Source organism: Burkholderia sp. Ax-1720, assembly GCF_011753035.1.
Taxonomy (GTDB): domain Bacteria; phylum Pseudomonadota; class Gammaproteobacteria; order Burkholderiales; family Burkholderiaceae; genus Burkholderia; species Burkholderia gladioli.
This window is the reverse complement of the sequence record NZ_VWWK01000009.1, coordinates 20,472-35,456: the sequence shown is the minus strand read 5'-3', so window position 1 is coordinate 35,456 and position 14,985 is coordinate 20,472. Positions and strand designations below refer to the sequence as shown.

The 14,985-nt window shown below is 68.9% G+C and carries 16 protein-coding genes; 2 read left to right on the top strand and 14 right to left on the bottom strand.

The genetic code is table 11. The annotated features are described in order from the left end of the window. Positions 1-5: 5 nt before the first annotated feature. Entirely contained in the window at positions 6-1,094 is a 1,089-nt protein-coding gene (locus F3J18_RS04985; protein WP_025097151.1) for a porin, read from the top strand. 80 nt (positions 1,095-1,174) lie between these two features. Here F3J18_RS04985 and F3J18_RS04980 read toward each other — a convergent pair whose 3' ends face one another. The 4 genes from F3J18_RS04980 to F3J18_RS04965 all read right to left on the bottom strand — a co-directional run bounded on the left by F3J18_RS04980 (position 1,175) and on the right by F3J18_RS04965 (position 4,604). Next, positions 1,175-1,675 (bottom strand): nuclear transport factor 2 family protein, encoded by a 501-nt coding sequence (locus F3J18_RS04980; RefSeq protein WP_166911729.1) that lies wholly within the window; start codon positions 1,673-1,675, stop codon positions 1,175-1,177. Next, on the bottom strand, positions 1,672-2,958 hold the full coding sequence (locus F3J18_RS04975; protein WP_166911727.1) for an aromatic ring-hydroxylating dioxygenase subunit alpha: 1,287 nt from the start codon (positions 2,956-2,958) through the stop codon (positions 1,672-1,674). The genes F3J18_RS04980 and F3J18_RS04975 overlap by 4 nt, the downstream gene beginning before the upstream one ends. A gap of 71 nt (positions 2,959-3,029) precedes the next feature. Continuing rightward, positions 3,030-4,247 (bottom strand): FAD-dependent oxidoreductase, encoded by a 1,218-nt coding sequence (locus F3J18_RS04970; protein ID WP_166911725.1) that lies wholly within the window; start codon positions 4,245-4,247, stop codon positions 3,030-3,032. Between the two features lie 48 nt (positions 4,248-4,295). Continuing rightward, positions 4,296-4,604, bottom strand: a complete 309-nt coding sequence (locus F3J18_RS04965) for a non-heme iron oxygenase ferredoxin subunit (protein ID WP_025097155.1) — start codon at positions 4,602-4,604, stop codon at positions 4,296-4,298. 289 nt (positions 4,605-4,893) lie between these two features. On the opposite strand from F3J18_RS04965, the gene F3J18_RS04960 reads away from it, so the two are divergent. Further along, entirely contained in the window at positions 4,894-5,781 is an 888-nt protein-coding gene (locus F3J18_RS04960; RefSeq protein ID WP_166911723.1) for a LysR family transcriptional regulator, read from the top strand. Positions 5,782-5,848: 67 nt separating this feature from the next. Here F3J18_RS04960 and F3J18_RS04955 read toward each other — a convergent pair whose 3' ends face one another. The 10 genes from F3J18_RS04955 to F3J18_RS04910 all read right to left on the bottom strand — a co-directional run bounded on the left by F3J18_RS04955 (position 5,849) and on the right by F3J18_RS04910 (position 14,872). Continuing rightward, entirely contained in the window at positions 5,849-7,081 is a 1,233-nt protein-coding gene (locus F3J18_RS04955; RefSeq protein WP_166911721.1) for a porin, read from the bottom strand. A gap of 77 nt (positions 7,082-7,158) precedes the next feature. Continuing rightward, a complete protein-coding gene (locus tag F3J18_RS04950) occupies positions 7,159-8,055 on the bottom strand; it encodes an amidohydrolase family protein (RefSeq protein WP_166911719.1) in 897 nt (298 codons plus the stop codon). Continuing rightward, on the bottom strand, positions 8,052-8,498 hold the full coding sequence (locus tag F3J18_RS04945) for a carboxymuconolactone decarboxylase family protein (RefSeq protein ID WP_166911717.1): 447 nt from the start codon (positions 8,496-8,498) through the stop codon (positions 8,052-8,054). Before F3J18_RS04945 ends, F3J18_RS04950 begins: the two co-directional genes overlap by 4 nt. 97 nt (positions 8,499-8,595) lie before the next feature. Further along, positions 8,596-9,858 carry an MFS transporter gene (locus F3J18_RS04940; RefSeq protein WP_166911715.1) on the bottom strand — a complete coding sequence of 421 codons (1,263 nt, stop codon included), beginning with the start codon at positions 9,856-9,858 and terminating at the stop codon, positions 8,596-8,598. Positions 9,859-10,013: 155 nt separating this feature from the next. Further along, positions 10,014-11,054, bottom strand: coding sequence for a 4-hydroxy-2-oxovalerate aldolase (dmpG, locus tag F3J18_RS04935; RefSeq protein ID WP_166911713.1), 1,041 nt, complete (start codon positions 11,052-11,054; stop codon positions 10,014-10,016). After that, on the bottom strand, positions 11,054-12,013 hold the full coding sequence (locus tag F3J18_RS04930; protein WP_166911711.1) for an acetaldehyde dehydrogenase (acetylating): 960 nt from the start codon (positions 12,011-12,013) through the stop codon (positions 11,054-11,056). Before F3J18_RS04930 ends, dmpG begins: the two co-directional genes overlap by 1 nt. A gap of 41 nt (positions 12,014-12,054) precedes the next feature. Then, on the bottom strand, positions 12,055-12,819 hold the full coding sequence (locus F3J18_RS04925) for a fumarylacetoacetate hydrolase family protein (RefSeq protein WP_166911709.1): 765 nt from the start codon (positions 12,817-12,819) through the stop codon (positions 12,055-12,057). Continuing rightward, positions 12,816-13,622 carry a fumarylacetoacetate hydrolase family protein gene (locus F3J18_RS04920; protein ID WP_166911707.1) on the bottom strand — a complete coding sequence of 269 codons (807 nt, stop codon included), beginning with the start codon at positions 13,620-13,622 and terminating at the stop codon, positions 12,816-12,818. Before F3J18_RS04920 ends, F3J18_RS04925 begins: the two co-directional genes overlap by 4 nt. Further along, on the bottom strand, positions 13,619-13,828 hold the full coding sequence (locus F3J18_RS04915; RefSeq protein WP_166911705.1) for a tautomerase family protein: 210 nt from the start codon (positions 13,826-13,828) through the stop codon (positions 13,619-13,621). The genes F3J18_RS04920 and F3J18_RS04915 overlap by 4 nt, the downstream gene beginning before the upstream one ends. A 135-nt stretch (positions 13,829-13,963) precedes the next feature. Continuing rightward, positions 13,964-14,872, bottom strand: a complete 909-nt coding sequence (locus F3J18_RS04910) for a LysR family transcriptional regulator (RefSeq protein WP_166911703.1) — start codon at positions 14,870-14,872, stop codon at positions 13,964-13,966. Between the last annotated feature and the right edge of the window lie 113 nt (positions 14,873-14,985).

Here is a 14,985-nt window from a genome sequence, read left to right as displayed (position 1 = left end):
GAGATATGTCTGAAACTGGAGTACCAGGCGGCGCGCGCCGCTTCGGCATGCGACGTTCGCTGGCCACGCTGACCATGCTGGGCCTGTCGAGCGGCGCCGCGCACGCGCAAAGCAGCGTCACGCTTTACGGCTCGCTGGACGGCGGCCTGCGCAACGTGGTGAACGGCACCAAGGCCGGCGGCGCGGCGCTGTCGATGGCCTCGAACGGCGTCTACAAGTCGAACCGCTGGGGCATCCTCGGAATCGAGCAACTGGGCGGCGGCTACTACGCGCGCTTCGACCTGGAGGCCGGCTACATCCTCTCGACCGGCGCCAACAGCAGCAGTACCAACCAGCTGTTCCAGCGCAATTCGACGGTGGGGATCGGCGGGCCCTTCGGGCAGATCGACATCGGGCACCAGTTCACGCTGCAGCACCGCTTGATCCGCGACTTCGAGCCGTTTAGCCTGCACTACCTGGGCGTGACCGAGGCCGCGGCGGTCTCGGGCGGCACCAGCGGCCGCGACGACAACGCGATCCACTATCACGGCGACTTCGGCCCCTGGACGGCGCGCGCCGCCTACGCGCCGGGCGGCATCCCGGGCAGCCTCGCGAGCGGCACCATGCTGGCGGCCGGCGTGAATTACCACACCACGGCCTTCAAGTTCGGCGCCGGTTATACGCGGCGCTCCAGCCCGGTGCCCAGCACCTCGAGCGCGTATTTCGGCAGCGACCAATACACCGCCGGCGGCGCGGTGGCGCTGGGCCCGGTGGAGGTGATGGGCGGCTATTCGCTCAACCTGCAGGCGGTGCCTTCCACCATGAGCGGCCGCACGCGCAACCAGTACATGTGGGGCGGTTTCCGCTATCACGCCACGCCGGTCTTCAACGTGACGGGCGCCTACTATGACAACAAGAACACCACCAGCAGCGTGGACGGCCGCAAGGACGTCGCCATCCTCGGCATCAACTACCTGCTGTCCAAGCGCACCGAGCTCTATGCCGATATCGACTACACGCATTTCACGGGCGGCTACGTGAGCAATGCGACGCTGAATCCGTCGGGGCACGACAAGCAGACGGGTGTGTCGTTCGGCATGAACCACTGGTTCTAGAAGGGAAAAGGCCCGGCGTGAGCCGGGCCCGGGGCTTGCCGCGCGCGGCAAGCGGCGCGGCAAGCCCGTCGGCGCGCCGCTCAGACCGGTGCCACCACCGAGGTCGGATAAAGCAGCGTGTCGGTCACGCAGACGCGCCTGTCGAACAGCCAGCGCTCGCCGTCGAGCACCACGCGATCGTGGTAGCGCCCCGACATCACGATCTCGGTCATGCGGTCCAGCATGGTCTGCAGGATCAGGAAGTCGGCGCCGACGCGGTAGCCGTCGCCGTCCGCCTCGATCGCGATGCCGCTCACGATGTGGCGCAGCGCGCGCGGCTGCGAGATGGTGGTCTGGGCGGTGGTGAAGGCGCGATCGTCGATCATGCCCCGGCCGTCGCAGTAGATGATCGCGATCGGCAGCCCGCGTTCGTGGTTCTCCCTGGTCGTGAGCCGATACTCGGCCCGCGCGCCGAAGCAAGCCGCCCAGTCCTGGTAGCGGCCTTCGTCGAGCGCCATGCCGTATTCCGCGTACAGATCCATGATGCCGAAGCGCACCTCGGCCGAAACCGCCTGCCTGCCTTGACGAGTCGAACCGCTCATAATCCCATCACCTTGCGATAGTGTTGATAGAGGCCGCGCACGGCCACCTCGGTAATCGTGTGGTCGTGATCCTCGACCGTGCGCCCGGCCATCTCCGCCACGCCGGCGCGATGCTTGTAGGGCGTCACGCCCTCCTGGGACATCACCATCACCTCGCTGTCGTCCACCGACACGAACCCGGCCGGCCCCATCAGGTTGGCCTGGCGGATCCGGTGCGCGCGCATCTCGGGCGTATCGTCGGCGTAGCCGAAGAAGGTCCAGTGCAGGTCGTGGCTGCCCGGCCCGCGCGGCACCAGGTGGCGCATCGCCAGCGTGTTCGATTGCTGCTGGATGATCAGGTTCGGCCAGATCGTGCTCATCACCGCCGTCACGTCGCCTGGATACTCGCGGATCAGGTCGAGCACGCGCGCGTCCTTCAGCTGCATGTCGCCGCGCAGCGTCTGGCGCATCTCGTGCGCGGCCACCTCGTCGAGCTGGCCGCCGCGGCGGTTGATCATCGCGCAGTGGCGCCCGGTCGAGTCCATCTCGATGGCCGATTCGGTGTCCATCCGGAACAGGCCGAAGGTCACGAAGAACACATGCAGCAGGCTGGCGTGATAGGGGTCCTTCAGGTTCTCGAACATGAACTTCCAGTTGCCCTCGATGCGCTGCCGCATGTAGCCGAGCAGTTCGAGCTTGCGCCCGTCGAACACGCGATCGAAATACGACAGCATGCGCGGGCCCAGGTAGTCCTCGAAGGATTCGACGCTCGCATCGAAGGAGGCGAAGATCGCGCCGTTGCGCACGTTCACCGCCAGCGGTTCGGCGCGATGCGCGGCCAGGTCGAAATCCGCCGGCATGCCGCCTTTGCCCTTGTAGCCGCGGCGGAACGGCAGGCCCGTGACCTTGCCCTTGAGGTCATAGCTCCAGTGGTGATAGGGGCAGGTGAAGGACTTGGCATTGCCGTGCTCGCTCTGGCAGAAGGCCACGCCGCGATGCGCGCAACTGTTGCTGAAGGCGTTGACGCTGCCGTCGGTGTCGCGCACCACCACGATCGGCAGGTCGCCGACGAAGCTGCGCTTGAAGTCGCCCGGGTTCGGGATCTCGCATTCGAGCGCCACATAGGACCAGTTCGGCCCGCGGAAGATCCGTTCCTGCTCGCGGCGATAGATGGCGTCGTCCGTGTAGACCCAGAACGGGATGCGCGAGCAGCCGCCCTCGGGCCAGACGTAGTCGGGCGTGTCGCCGCCGGCGGCCGCGTCGGCTGCCGTGGCGCGCGTGGCCCATTTGATTGCTGTCTCCATGTTTCCTCTCCGTGAAATGGCAATGCGATGCGGGTGGCTCCCGCGCCGGAGCGCGTGGAGGCCGCGCGGGGTCAGTCGAGCGCCAGGCCGGCGAGCGGCCGCCCCGGATTGGCGATGCCGGCCGCGTCGATGCGCTGCCGCGTGTCGATCAGCCGTTTGACGATGCGTCGCTCGCGGCCCGCGTTCACCAGCAGCGCGCCGCGGATGACGTCATCGGCGACGAAGAACGCGCACCAGGAAGCGGCCTCGAGGTCGCCGCGGACCAGCACCCGGTCCTCGGCCGCGCGGTCGCCCAGCATCTGGATGTTGCGGTCGTATTGGTCGGTCCAGAACCAGGGCGCGGCGCTCGCGGCCGGTTCCAGGCCCGCGATCGAGCGGGCCGCGGCCTGTGCCTGCAGCTCGGCGTTCTCCCACGATTCGAGGCGGATCGATTCGCCGAGCCAGTGCCGGCGCTGCCGGGCGACGTCGCCGACCGCGTACACCGAAGGCAGCGAGCTGCGCGTCTCGGCGTCGACCAGCACGCCGTCGGCGCATTCCGCGCCGGCCGCACGGGCCAGCTCGTCGTTGGCGAGTGCGCCGATCGCCACCACCACCACGTCGGCCGCGAGCCGGCTGCCGTCGCCGAGCCTGACCGCCTCGACGGCCGTCCCGCCTTCGATCGCGTCGACCGTCGCGCCGGTGCGGACCTCGACGCGATGCGCGCGATGCAGCGCCGCCAGGTAGTCGCCCAGGAAGCCGCCGAAGATCCGCGGCAGCAGGCCGTTGCCGCTTTCGAGCACGGTCACGGCGCAATGGCGCGCGCTGGCCGTCGCGGCGATCTCGAGCCCGAGAAAGCCGCCGCCGATCACCACCAGCCGCGTGCCCGGCTTGAGCCTTGCCGAGAGCGTCGCGCTGTCGTCGAGCGTGCGCAGCGTCAGCACGCCGTCGAGCGCGGCGCCCGGCACCCCGAGCGGCCGTGCGCGCACGCCGGTGGCCAGCACCAGGTCGTCGTAGCCGAGCGTTTCGCCGTGCGCGAGCCTGACCTGCCGTGCGCGCCAGTCGAAACCCTCGACGCGCACGCCGGTGCGCAGCGCGATGCGCTGCTCCTCGTACCAGCCGAGCGGAAACAGCGTGGTCTTCGACGCGAGGCTGCCGTTCAGCACTTCCTTCGACAGCGGCGGGCGCTCGTAGGGCAGCTCGCGTTCCTCGCCGAGCAGCACGATCTCGACGGACTCGTCCAGCCGGCGCAGGGCCGTGGCGGTTCTCGCGCCGGCCTGCCCCGCGCCGACGACGACGGTGCGCCGGCTCATGGCCTCACCCGCCGGGAACCTGCCCGCGCGCGGCGGTGCTGGATGGCTTCATTCGACATCGACCAGCACCTCGTCGCCTTCGATGCGCACCGCGTAGGTCCGCAGGTCCACGTCCACCGGCCCCGACACGGCCTTGCCGGTCCTCACGTCGAACAGGCCCTGGTGCAGCGGGCATTCGATCCTGCCGTCCTCCAGGTAGCCGTCGGACAGGCAGGCATGCGCATGCGTGCAGATATCGTGGGTGGCGAAGAATTCGCCGTCGAGGTTGTACAGCGCGATCGGGGTGGCCTCGACGCGACAGGCCTTGACGGTGCCGGACGGCACCTCGGCGACGCGGGCCAGCGGTTTCCATGACATGGGATCAGTCTCCTCCAGGGTGGGGCGGGGCCGGTCGTGCCGGCGTGGCTTGCTGCGGGGATGCGCCGATTCGGTGTCGGCCGCATCGCCCGTCGACCCGAAACATTCTGCGCGGGCTGGCGGCGGCCCGTGTCGCTATTTCCTTGGGCTAGCGTTCGCGAATCGCGAACGCCGGGACGAGGCCGCGGGCCTTCGCGAAGCGGCATGCTGTGCTAAGGTCGCCGCCATCACGGAGCGGGCCCGGCCGATATCGAGGCCGCCATGCCGCGCGCAATGCGATGGAGACAGGATGCGTTTCGATTTGACCGATCTGAGATTGTTCGCGGCCGTGGCGGCTTGCGGGAACATTACGAAGGCGGCGGAAAGCCTGCCGATCGCGGTGGCGGCGGCGAGTTCGCGGATCCGCGCGCTGGAGGAATCGGTCGCCGCCACGCTGTTGTCGCGCCATAGCCGCGGCGTCGAGCTGACGCCGGCCGGCGAGGTGTTCCTGCAGCACACCATCGCGATGCTGCGGGAAACCACCCGGCTGCGTCACGACCTCTCGCAGTTCGGCGAAGGCATGCGCGGCAACATCCGGTTGTTCGCCAACACCAACGCCATCCACGAATTCTTGCCGGCGCTGCTGGCGCGATTCCTCGCCGAGCATCCCGGCATCAACGTCGACGTGCAGGAACACACGAGCCCGGAGACGGTGCGCGCGGTCGACGAGGGCGGTGCCGACCTCGGCATCATCGTCGGGCTGGTCAATACGCGCCGGCTCGAGGTGGCGCCGTTTCGCGACGATCGCTTCGTCGTCATCGTGCCGCATCGCCACGCGCTCGCCGGCCAGCACGCGATCCGCTTCCACCAGGTGCTGGAATGGAACTTCATCGGCCTGAACGAGCGCTCCTCGCACCAGCAGTACGTCTCGAAGACGGCGCTGCTGCTGGGCCAGAACCTGCGGCTGCGCACCCAGGTGGAGAGCTTCGAGGCGATCTGCCATATGGTGGCGGCCGGCGTCGGCGTGTCGATCGTGCCCGAATCGACCACGCGCCGGCTGCGCGACGTGCTGCCGTTCTCGGTGGTCGAGCTCGACGAGCAATGGTCGCGGCGCGCGCTGAAGCTGGTCTCGCGCGCGCCCGACACGCTGGCCGCGCCGGTGCGCAAGCTGCTCGACGCGCTGGTGCCGCCGGGCTGAGCGCGAGGCGAACCGGGGGCCGTCGCGGCACGAGGGCCCGGGCCGGGATTCACTCATGGGGCGCCCATCAGAATTTCTGCCGGATCCCCAGCCTCAGGATCGCCTGGCGGCTATTCGACGAGGCGGTGGCCGTGTTCAGGTTGGCCACCGCGCGTTCGCCGGTCGAATCCGTGCCGCCGGCGAGCTGGACGACTCCCGCGAGATAGACGTCGGTGCGCTTGGACAGCGCGTAATCGGTGGCCAGCGCGAACTGATCGTAGCGCGCGCCGCCGAAGGCCGCGCCCGCCGCGTTGGTCACGTGGCTGCCCGCGGTATGCGCGTACGAGCCGCCGACCTGCCAGGCCGGCGTGATGCGCCAGGCGGCATTGAGCTCGATCGCGTTGAAGATCGCGGTGCCTTGCGCGCTGCCCGCCGGCACGTGGTTCGCGCCGATCGCGGACAGGCTGCTGCCCAGGTGCTGGAACTGCACGTTCGAGTAGATGGCGCTCAGGCTGAGCGGACCGAATGCGTAGGTGCCGCCGGCCGATGCCACCTGGTAGGAATTGGCGCTCAGGTAGCCGCTGTACACCGGCGTGGTGACGCTGGTGCTGGCGGTGCCGAGCGTGCCGGCGCCGGCCGCGCTGTTGCTGAAGATCGACACGTTGGGCTGATTCGCCTTCAGGTAGGCGGCAGCCAGGCCCAGCGGGCCGCGCCGATATTCGAGGCCGGCCGAATAGACCTGGTCGCGCCCCGTGGCGCCCGCCACGCCGCCCAGGCTGTACATCGCGGCGAAGCGCAGCCCGCCATAACTCCGGCTGCTGTACTTCACCGCGTTGTTGATGCGCTGGCCGCTGTCGGCATTGTTCATGTCGCCGGGCAGCGCATCGAAGATCGAGCCCATCTTGCCGGCGAAGATCAGGGGGCCGATGAAGTCGACCACCTCGTCGTACTGGCGGCCGAGCGTGAGGCTGCCGTATCGGTCGCTGGCCAGGCCCACGAAGGCCTGGCGACCGAACAGCAGCCCGCCTTGCGCCAGCGCGCCGCTATTGATGTTGATGCCGCTTTCCAGCGTGAAGATGGCCTTCAGGCCGCCGCCGAGCGCTTCCTCGCCGCGCAGGCCCCAGCGGCTGCCGTTGATGCCCGACAGGGAATCCAGGTAGTAGCGGCGGCTGCCGGAGGCCGCGTTGGGCGTCGTGCCGCGCTGGTTGCTCTGCACCACCACGGCCTCGTCGATGATGCCGTAGAGCATCACGCTGCTTTGCGAATGGGCCAGCCCCGAGACGGACAACAAGCCCGCCGACAAATACACATACTTTTTCATCGTCTCCTCCACCTGATTAGTTATACCGATTATTTTTCTCGTTCCGCCCCGAGCGATCCGTGGCTCGGGGCAGTGTGCTACGCGTCGAATCCGTAAAGACGGGCGGGGTTGTCCACCAGCACCTGTCGTTGCAGCGCTTCGGTCGGCAGCCATGCGGGCAGCAGGTCGACCAGGTCGCCGTCGTTCGGCATCGGCACCGGGCAGATCGGATGCGGCCAGTTGCTGCCCCACAGCAGGCGATCCGGGCGGTGCGCCACCACGCGCTCGATCATCGGCAACAGGTCCGCGTGCGGATACGCCCGGGACGACAGGCGATAGAGGCTGGCCAGCTTGACCCAGCACCGGCCGCTGTCGAGCAGCCGCATCATGGTGTCGAAAGCCGGCGAGGCGATGCCCTCGGCGGCCGTGATGCGCGCCATGTGGTCGAGCACGAAATCGCTTCCGGTTCGCAGCAAGCGGGCCTCGACGTCCACCAGCTCGCTCGACCGGTTGAAGTGCAGCACCAGGTGCCAGCCGAGCGGCGCCGTTTCGCGGGCCAGCTCGGGCAGGTGCTCGAAGCCCGCGCCGCCGCTCACCACGGTCGACATCCGGCAGCCGCGCATGCCGCGCCGGTGCATGTCGTCGAGCGTCGCGCGCGGCAGGCCGGGGCGGATCACGGCCACGCCCCGCAGGCGCTCCGGCGCCCGGTCCAGGGCGTCCAGCGTTACCCGGTTGTCGAGGCCGTGGGCGCCGCCATGCACGATCACTGCGCGATCGATGCCGAGCCTGCGATGCAGCAGGTCGAGGTCGTCCGCCGTGCAATCCTCGGGCGTGTAGCTGCGCGCCTCGCTGAACGGGTAGCTGGCCTGCGGCCCGAACACATGTACGTGGCAGTCGCAACTGCCGGCGGGCAGCCGGAAGGCCGGCTCCCTGGTATCGCGATCCGGCCCGGGACAGGCGTGCCCCGGTTGCCCGGCGCGGTGGCTGGCGCTCATTGTCCGCTGGCCTCCGCCTCGCGCATGGCGATCGCCGCCAGCATGTCCGCGCCGCGATTGGCGGCCGGCACGCCCCGGAACAGGTAGCAGAGATTGATCACGGCCTGCAGTTCCTCCCAGCTCGCGCCGGCGCGGCGCGCGGCGATGCCGTGCATCTGCGCGGCGTCGTTCAGCTGGCCGAGCATGATGCCGAACACCATCAGCTGGGTGGTCTTTTCATCGAAGCAGGCGGGGGCGAGCGCGTGGTCGCGCGCGGCTTCCTGCAGCGACAGCATGGTCGGGTCCAGGGCGCCGGTCACGGCCAGGCGCGTCTGCACGCGCGGCGGCACGAAGCCGGCCATGTCCAGATAGGTCCGGGCGCGCCGCGCGGCCTCGGGGTCGATTTGGCTGGCGTCGCCGAAGGCGTTTTTCAGCACGGCGGGATCGGGTTTGATGTCGGCCATGGCGTATTCCTCGAGATGAATGGATTGGATGATCGGATAGGAAGCGGTGAGGGGCGCGAATTTCCGGAACGCTTCCGGGACCATCGCGCCCCGGGTCTCAGGCGGTTTTCCCGCTCGGGCCCTGGCCCCGGCTGGCCGCGGTGCCGGCCACCTCGTCGCGGCGCGGCGCGCCCATCAGGGACACCGCCACGGCCGCCAGCGCATAGGCGGCGGAGGCGAACACGGCGATCGCCATGCCCAGCGAGAGATGCGCGCTGATCGCGCCGACGATCGCCGGGAAGATGGCACCCATGCCGCGGCCGAAGCTGTAGGTGAAACCCTGGCCGGCGCCGCGCATCAGGGTCGGGAACAGCTCGGCGAGGATCGCGCCGACCCCGCCGTACACGCCCGAGGTGAAGAAGCCGAGCGGCAGCGCCATCAGCGTCAGGCCGAGATGCCCGAGCGGGATCAGCATGTAGAGCACCACCGCCAGCGCCGCGCACAGGGCGAAGCCGATGAAGGTGATGCGCCGGCCGATCCGGTCGCTCAGGTAGCCATGCGAGAGGTTGCCGCTGAAGGAGCCGACGATCACCACGCACATGTCCAGCGCGGTGTGGCCCATCGAGAAGCCGCGCACCGTGGCCAGGTAGGTCGGCAGCCAGCCCTGCACGGCGAAGTAGCCCCCTTGCAGGCCGAAGGTCATCAGGCAGCCGAGCAGGGTGTTGCGCCGCAAGCCGCGCGCGAAGATCGCGCCGGGCGAGGGCGGCCGCACGGCGGCCTGCCGGGCCGCCAGGAAGGCCGGCGATTCGGGCAGCTTGTGGCGCATGTAGACCACCAGCAGCGCGGGGATCGCACCGAACCACATCACCACGCGCCAGCCCAGGGCCTCGGGGAACAGCACGAACACGCCGCCGACCAGCACGATCGCGCAGCCCCAGCCCACCGACCAGCCGCTCTGCACGATGCCCATGGTCCTGCCGCGATTCTCCGGCCGCACCATTTCGCTGATCAGGGCGGCACCGACCGCCCATTCGCCGCCGAAGCCGAAACCCTGCAGGGCGCGCAGCACCAGCAACTGGTGGGCGCCTTCGGCGAAACCGCACAGCGCGGAGAACACCGCGAACCACAGCACCACCCATTGCAGCACCCGCACCCGGCCGAAGCGGTCGGCCAGCATGCCGGCGATCCAGCCGCCGAGCGCCGAGGTGAACAGCGCGGCCGAGGTGATCGCGCCGGCCTGGCCATGCGTCACGCCCAGCACCCGGATCAGTACCGGCGTGAGGAGTGCGAAGCACATGAAGTCCATGGCGTCCAGGGCCCAGCCGGCGAAGGTCACGCCGAGCACCCGGTTTTCCAGTTGGGCGAGTTTGTCTTGTGTCATCGACACTGTCTCCTTTGATATCCACCGGCTCCGGGGCAGGACGCTCTCGGGCGCTCCTTGCCGGCCGGGCCAGTCGGCGTCGCCGCGCGACGCCGCTCAGGTTGGTTGCGACGGGCCTGGACCAGCGCCCGCCGGATCGGTTCGCGGGACGGCCCTCAGGCGGCCTGGTCCCGCGCCCGGGCTGCCCGCTCGCGCAGGTCCAGGGCCACGTCGACGATCATGTCTTCCTGGCCGCCTACCATCTTGCGCCTGCCCAGCTCGACCAGGATGTCCACGGTCTTGAGTTGGTATCGCGCCGCGGCGATCTCCGCATGCCGCAGGAAGCTCGAATAGACTCCGGCATAACCGAGCGCCAGCGTCTCGCGATCGACGCGAACCGGACGGTCCTGCAGGGGGCGCACCAGGTCGTCGGCCGCGTCCATCAGCTTGTGGAGATCGCAGCCGTGCCGCCAGCCCTGGCGCTCGGCCGCCGCGACGAACACCTCGAGCGGCGCGTTGCCGGCGCCCGCGCCCATGCCGGCCAGGCTGGCATCGATGCGATCGCAACCTTCCTCCACCGCCACCAGCGAGTTCGCCACGCCGAGGCTGAGATTGTGATGCGCGTGCATGCCGGTTTCGGTTTCGGGGCGCAGCACGTCCTTGAAGGCACGGAAGCGCTCGCGGATGTCGTTCATGCCCAGCGCGCCGCCGGAATCCACCACGTAGACGCAGGAGGCGCCGTAGCTCTCCATCAGCCTGGCCTGCCCGGCGAGTTTCCCGGGCGTGGTCATGTGGCTCATCATCAGGAAGCCGACCGCGTCCATGCCGAGTTCGCGCGCGTACTCGAGATGCTGCCGCGAGATGTCCGCCTCGGTGCAGTGGGTCGCCACCCGCACGATGCGCGCGCCTGCGTCGTAGGCGTTGCGCAGGTCGTGGGTGCTGCCGATGCCGGGCAGCAACAGGGTGGCGATCTTCGCCGTCTTCACGCTCTGCGCGGCGGCGGCGATCCATTCCACGTCGCTGTGCGCGCCGAAGCCGTAGTTGAAGCTCGAGCCCTGCAGGCCGTCGCCGTGCGCCACCTCGATGCTGTCCACGCCGGCCTCGTCGAGCGCCGCGGCGATGGCCCGCACCTGCGCCACGCTGTACTGGTGGCGGATCGCGTGGCTGCCGTCGCGCAGCGTGACGTCCGAGATATAGAGCTGCTTGCCGGTCTTCATCACATGGTCTCCTGCTTGCCGCGCGCGATGCCGGCCGCCATCCTGCGTTGCGCCATCAGCTCGCCGCAGGCCAGTGCCGCGGAGGTCATGATGTCGAGATTGCCGGCATACGCGGGCAGGTAGTGCGCCGCGCCTTCCACCTCGAGGAATACCGAGGTCTTCAGGCCGTGCATCGGGCCCACGCCGGGAATGTTCAGCGGCGCGGAGGCGTCGATCAATTCGAACTGCACCTGCTGCTTCAGGCGATAACCCGGCACATAGGCCTGCACGCTGGCCACCATCGCGGCGATGCTCTCGCGCACGGCGTCCTGGTCGGCCGGCTCGGACAGCACGAATACCGTATCGCGCATGATCAGCGGCGGCTCGGCCGGATTGAGCACGATGATCGCCTTGCCGCGCGTCGCGCCGCCGAGCTTCTCGATCGCGCTGCGGGTGGTTTCGGTGAATTCGTCGATGTTCGCGCGCGTGCCGGGCCCGGCCGACTTGCTCGCGATCGAGGCGACGATTTCCGCGTAATGCACCTGCGCCACGCGTGACACCGCCGCGACGATCGGGATCGTCGCCTGCCCGCCGCAGGTCACCATGTTCATGTTGGTGGCGTTTTCGGCCTCCAGGTTGATCGCGGGGATCACGTAGGGGCCGATCGCGGCGGGCGTCAGGTCGATCACCTGCACGCCGTGTTGCCGGAGCAGCTCGTCGTGGCGGCGATGCGCGCCGGCCGAGGTCGCGTCGAACACGATGTCGATCTCGCCGAAGATGTCGAGGCCGAGCAGCCCGTCGATGCCGGCCGCCGTGGTGGCCACGCCGAGCCGCGCGGCCCGTGCCAGGCCGTCGGAATTCGGATCCACGCCCACCATCGCCCCCATTTCGAGGTGCCTGGCGTTGCGCATCACCTTGATCATCAGGTCGGTGCCGATATTGCCCGGGCCGATGATCGCCACTTTTGCTTTGCGGTTCATGAGTTTTCCTGTTGCCGGACCTGGCCGGCGCCTTGCCTGCCTCAGGGCTTCAGATGGAAGCCGGCGCTGCCGAGCCGTTCCATTTCCACGCTGACGTGCTGCCCCGGTTTGATCCACTCCGCCGGCGTCGCGCCGCCGGCCATCACGATCCAGCCGGCCTGCAGCGGCTCGCCGGCCTGCGCCGAGAGGCGCGCGGCGGCCACCAGCGAGCGCAGCGGATGGCCGAGCAGGGCCGCGGTCGAACCGACCTGCACGATGCGCCCGTCGATCGCCAGGCTCAGGCCGAGATTGCCGAAATCGAGACGCGGGCTGCACCAGGGGCCGACCACGAAGCCGCTCGACGAGGCGTTGTCGGCGATCACCTCGGGCAGGGTGAACTTGAAGTCCCGGTAGCGTGAATCGATGATCTCGAGCGCCGGCGCGATCGCCTCGACCGCCGCGAGTGCTTCGGGTGCCGAAACATCGCCGGCCAGCGGGCGTTTCAGCACGAAGGCGATTTCCGGCTCCACGCGCGGATGCACGAAGCGCGAAGCCTCGATCGCCGAGCCTTCCTCGATCTGCATCGCCGAGCTCAGGCGCCCCCAGATCACGTCCGACAAGCCCATCTGGAGCATCTTGGCGCGGCTGGTGAAACCCATCTTCACGCCGACCCGCTGCTCGCCGCGCGCCACGCGCAGCTGGATCGAGGCCTGCTGGATCGCGTAGGCATCCTCGAGCGACAGCGTGCCGTCGTCGAACTGCGCGGTGGCGCGCGCCTCGTGCGCGGCCCGGTCCAGGGTTCGCGCGACTTCGTTGATCATGTTCATTGCCGCACCTCGGCCGGTTCATGGTCGAAAACGGCACGCAACGCGCCGAGCCCGTTGATACGTGCCTCGAACACGTCGCCCGGCGTGACCGCCGCCATCGGCCCGAGCGCGCCCGACAGCACCAGGTCGCCGGCCTTCAGCGGCGTGCCCAGCGTCGCCATGGTGCGGGCCAGCCACACCACCGCATTGAGCGGATTGCCGAGGCAGGCCGCGCCGGCGCCCACCGACACCGGTTCGCCGCGCCTCTCGAGCACCATGCCGCACAGGCGCAGGTCGAATTCGGACAGCTTGCGCGGGCTGCCGCCGAGCACGAAGGCCGACGAGGAGGCGTTGTCCGCGATGGTGTCGGCGATGCGGATGTTCCAGCCGGCAATGCGACTGCCGACGATCTCCAGCGCCGGCAGGGCGTAGTCGATCGCGTTGACGAGGTCCGCATGGCCGGGCACCGGCTGGGTGAGGTCGCGGCCGATCATGAAGGCGACCTCCGCCTCGATCTTCGGCTGGTGCAGGATCGAGGCCGGGATCGGTTCGCCGTCGCCGTAGCTCATGTCGTCGAACAGCATGCCGAAATCGGGGCGATCCACGCCGAGCTGCTTCTGCACCGCCAGCGAGGTCAGGCCGATCTTGCAGCCCACCACGCGCCGCCCCTGCTGGAGGCGCTGCCGCGTGTTGATGAGCTGGATCGCGTAGGCATCCTCGATATCGAGGCCCGGAAAGGTATCGCGCAGGGGCGCGATGTATTCGCGGCTGCGCTCCGCCTCGCGAAGGGCGGCCGCGGCGGCTTCGAGCATGGCCGGCGTCATCGCGCGTCGTCCCCGGCGGCGGGCGGTTCGTCCTTGGTCTGGTCGCCCACCGCCCAGTATTGCGCGGGCACGATGGTGGCGATCACGCGGATCGTCTCCAGCGGCGCGCCGAGCGTGTCGTGGATCGAGCGGGCGACTTCCTTGATGCACTGCTTGACGAGCGACGGGTCGCGTCCCTCCAGCAGCGAGATATGAACGATGGGCATGGCTTTCCTGTGAAGTGGATGACGCATCCGCTGCGTCGTCGAACCTCATGTTGTCAAACCACGGGCCATGCCGTCCAATACTGAATTCTCAGATCCCGATACCGGATCGGTATCGAGTCGAAGGGCCGCCGGCGTTCAGATTTCCAGGCGCGCGCGGCGCCTGGCGGCGAACTGCCGGATCACCTCCAGGAAGAACTGCAGGGTCGGCGAATCGTTGTCGCGGCGGTACAGGCAGCTCAGCTCGATGGCACGCAGGTGCTTGCTGCTCAGGGGGCGGTAGACCACGTAGGGCAGCCGCAGGTTGGCGGCCGACTCGGTGGTGATGGCCACCCCGAAGCCGCTCGCCACCAGGGCGATGCAGGTCACCACGTCCTCGACTTCCTGCTCGACGCGCAGGCGCAGGCCCTCCATGCGGAAAGCCAGCGCCACCTCCTGCGCGAGCCCGTGCACCGGCGCGTTCGGATAGAGGATCATCGGCTCGTCGTCGAGATCGCGCAGCGATATCGACTTCTTCCGGCACAAGGGATGGCCCTCGTAGAGGGCCAGCAGGAAGCGCTCCTTCATCACGGATTCCACGCACAGGCCCTCGTCCTCGGGAACCAGGCGATTGAAGCCGATGGTGATGCGCCGCTCGCGCAGGGCCGCGATCTGCTCGGCCTTGGACATGTTCTGCACGCTGATCTTCACCGCCGGCCGGGCCTTGTGGAAGTCCGCCAGCAGGCGCGGGATGACGTTCAGGATGCCTGAGCTGAAGATGCCGACGTCGAGCCGGCCGAGGTAGCCCTCGCCGGTGAGGCGGGTTTCCTGCTCGGCGCGCTCGGCCAGCAACAGCACGTTGGGAATGTGGTCGAGCAGGGTGCGGCCCGCTTCGGTCAGGATCACGCCCTTGGGCGTTCGTATGAACAATGCCACGCCCAGTTGCGCCTCGAGCGCGTGGATGTGGCGCGTCAACGGCGGTTGCGCCATGTTCAGGCGCGCCGCGGCGCGACCGAAGTTGAGTTCCTGGGCGAGCGCCAGGAAATGTCTCATTTGCTTGATATCCACCCGGTCTCCGCCACGGCGTTTCGATCGGCACACTCTAGCAGAGGCACGGGTCGACTCGATGGGGCAGGCGGCTCGCGCGGCGGTTCGATGAGAATGGAAGGAGGAAGGCGGGG

Bases quoted from the DNA above. Each gene is read 5' to 3' on its own strand.
- F3J18_RS04985 (WP_025097151.1), top strand. From the start codon at position 6: ATGTCTGAAACTGGAGTACCAGGCGGCGCGCGCCGCTTCGGCATGCGA.
- F3J18_RS04980 (WP_166911729.1), bottom strand. From the start codon at position 1,675: ATGAGCGGTTCGACTCGTCAAGGCAGGCAGGCGGTTTCGGCCGAGGTG.
- F3J18_RS04975 (WP_166911727.1), bottom strand. From the start codon at position 2,958: ATGGAGACAGCAATCAAATGGGCCACGCGCGCCACGGCAGCCGACGCG.
- F3J18_RS04970 (WP_166911725.1), bottom strand. From the start codon at position 4,247: ATGAGCCGGCGCACCGTCGTCGTCGGCGCGGGGCAGGCCGGCGCGAGA.
- F3J18_RS04965 (WP_025097155.1), bottom strand. From the start codon at position 4,604: ATGTCATGGAAACCGCTGGCCCGCGTCGCCGAGGTGCCGTCCGGCACC.
- F3J18_RS04960 (WP_166911723.1), top strand. From the start codon at position 4,894: ATGCGTTTCGATTTGACCGATCTGAGATTGTTCGCGGCCGTGGCGGCT.
- F3J18_RS04955 (WP_166911721.1), bottom strand. From the start codon at position 7,081: ATGAAAAAGTATGTGTATTTGTCGGCGGGCTTGTTGTCCGTCTCGGGG.
- F3J18_RS04950 (WP_166911719.1), bottom strand. From the start codon at position 8,055: ATGAGCGCCAGCCACCGCGCCGGGCAACCGGGGCACGCCTGTCCCGGG.
- F3J18_RS04945 (WP_166911717.1), bottom strand. From the start codon at position 8,498: ATGGCCGACATCAAACCCGATCCCGCCGTGCTGAAAAACGCCTTCGGC.
- F3J18_RS04940 (WP_166911715.1), bottom strand. From the start codon at position 9,858: ATGACACAAGACAAACTCGCCCAACTGGAAAACCGGGTGCTCGGCGTG.
- dmpG (WP_166911713.1), bottom strand. From the start codon at position 11,054: ATGAAGACCGGCAAGCAGCTCTATATCTCGGACGTCACGCTGCGCGAC.
- F3J18_RS04930 (WP_166911711.1), bottom strand. From the start codon at position 12,013: ATGAACCGCAAAGCAAAAGTGGCGATCATCGGCCCGGGCAATATCGGC.
- F3J18_RS04925 (WP_166911709.1), bottom strand. From the start codon at position 12,819: ATGAACATGATCAACGAAGTCGCGCGAACCCTGGACCGGGCCGCGCAC.
- F3J18_RS04920 (WP_166911707.1), bottom strand. From the start codon at position 13,622: ATGACGCCGGCCATGCTCGAAGCCGCCGCGGCCGCCCTTCGCGAGGCG.
- F3J18_RS04915 (WP_166911705.1), bottom strand. From the start codon at position 13,828: ATGCCCATCGTTCATATCTCGCTGCTGGAGGGACGCGACCCGTCGCTC.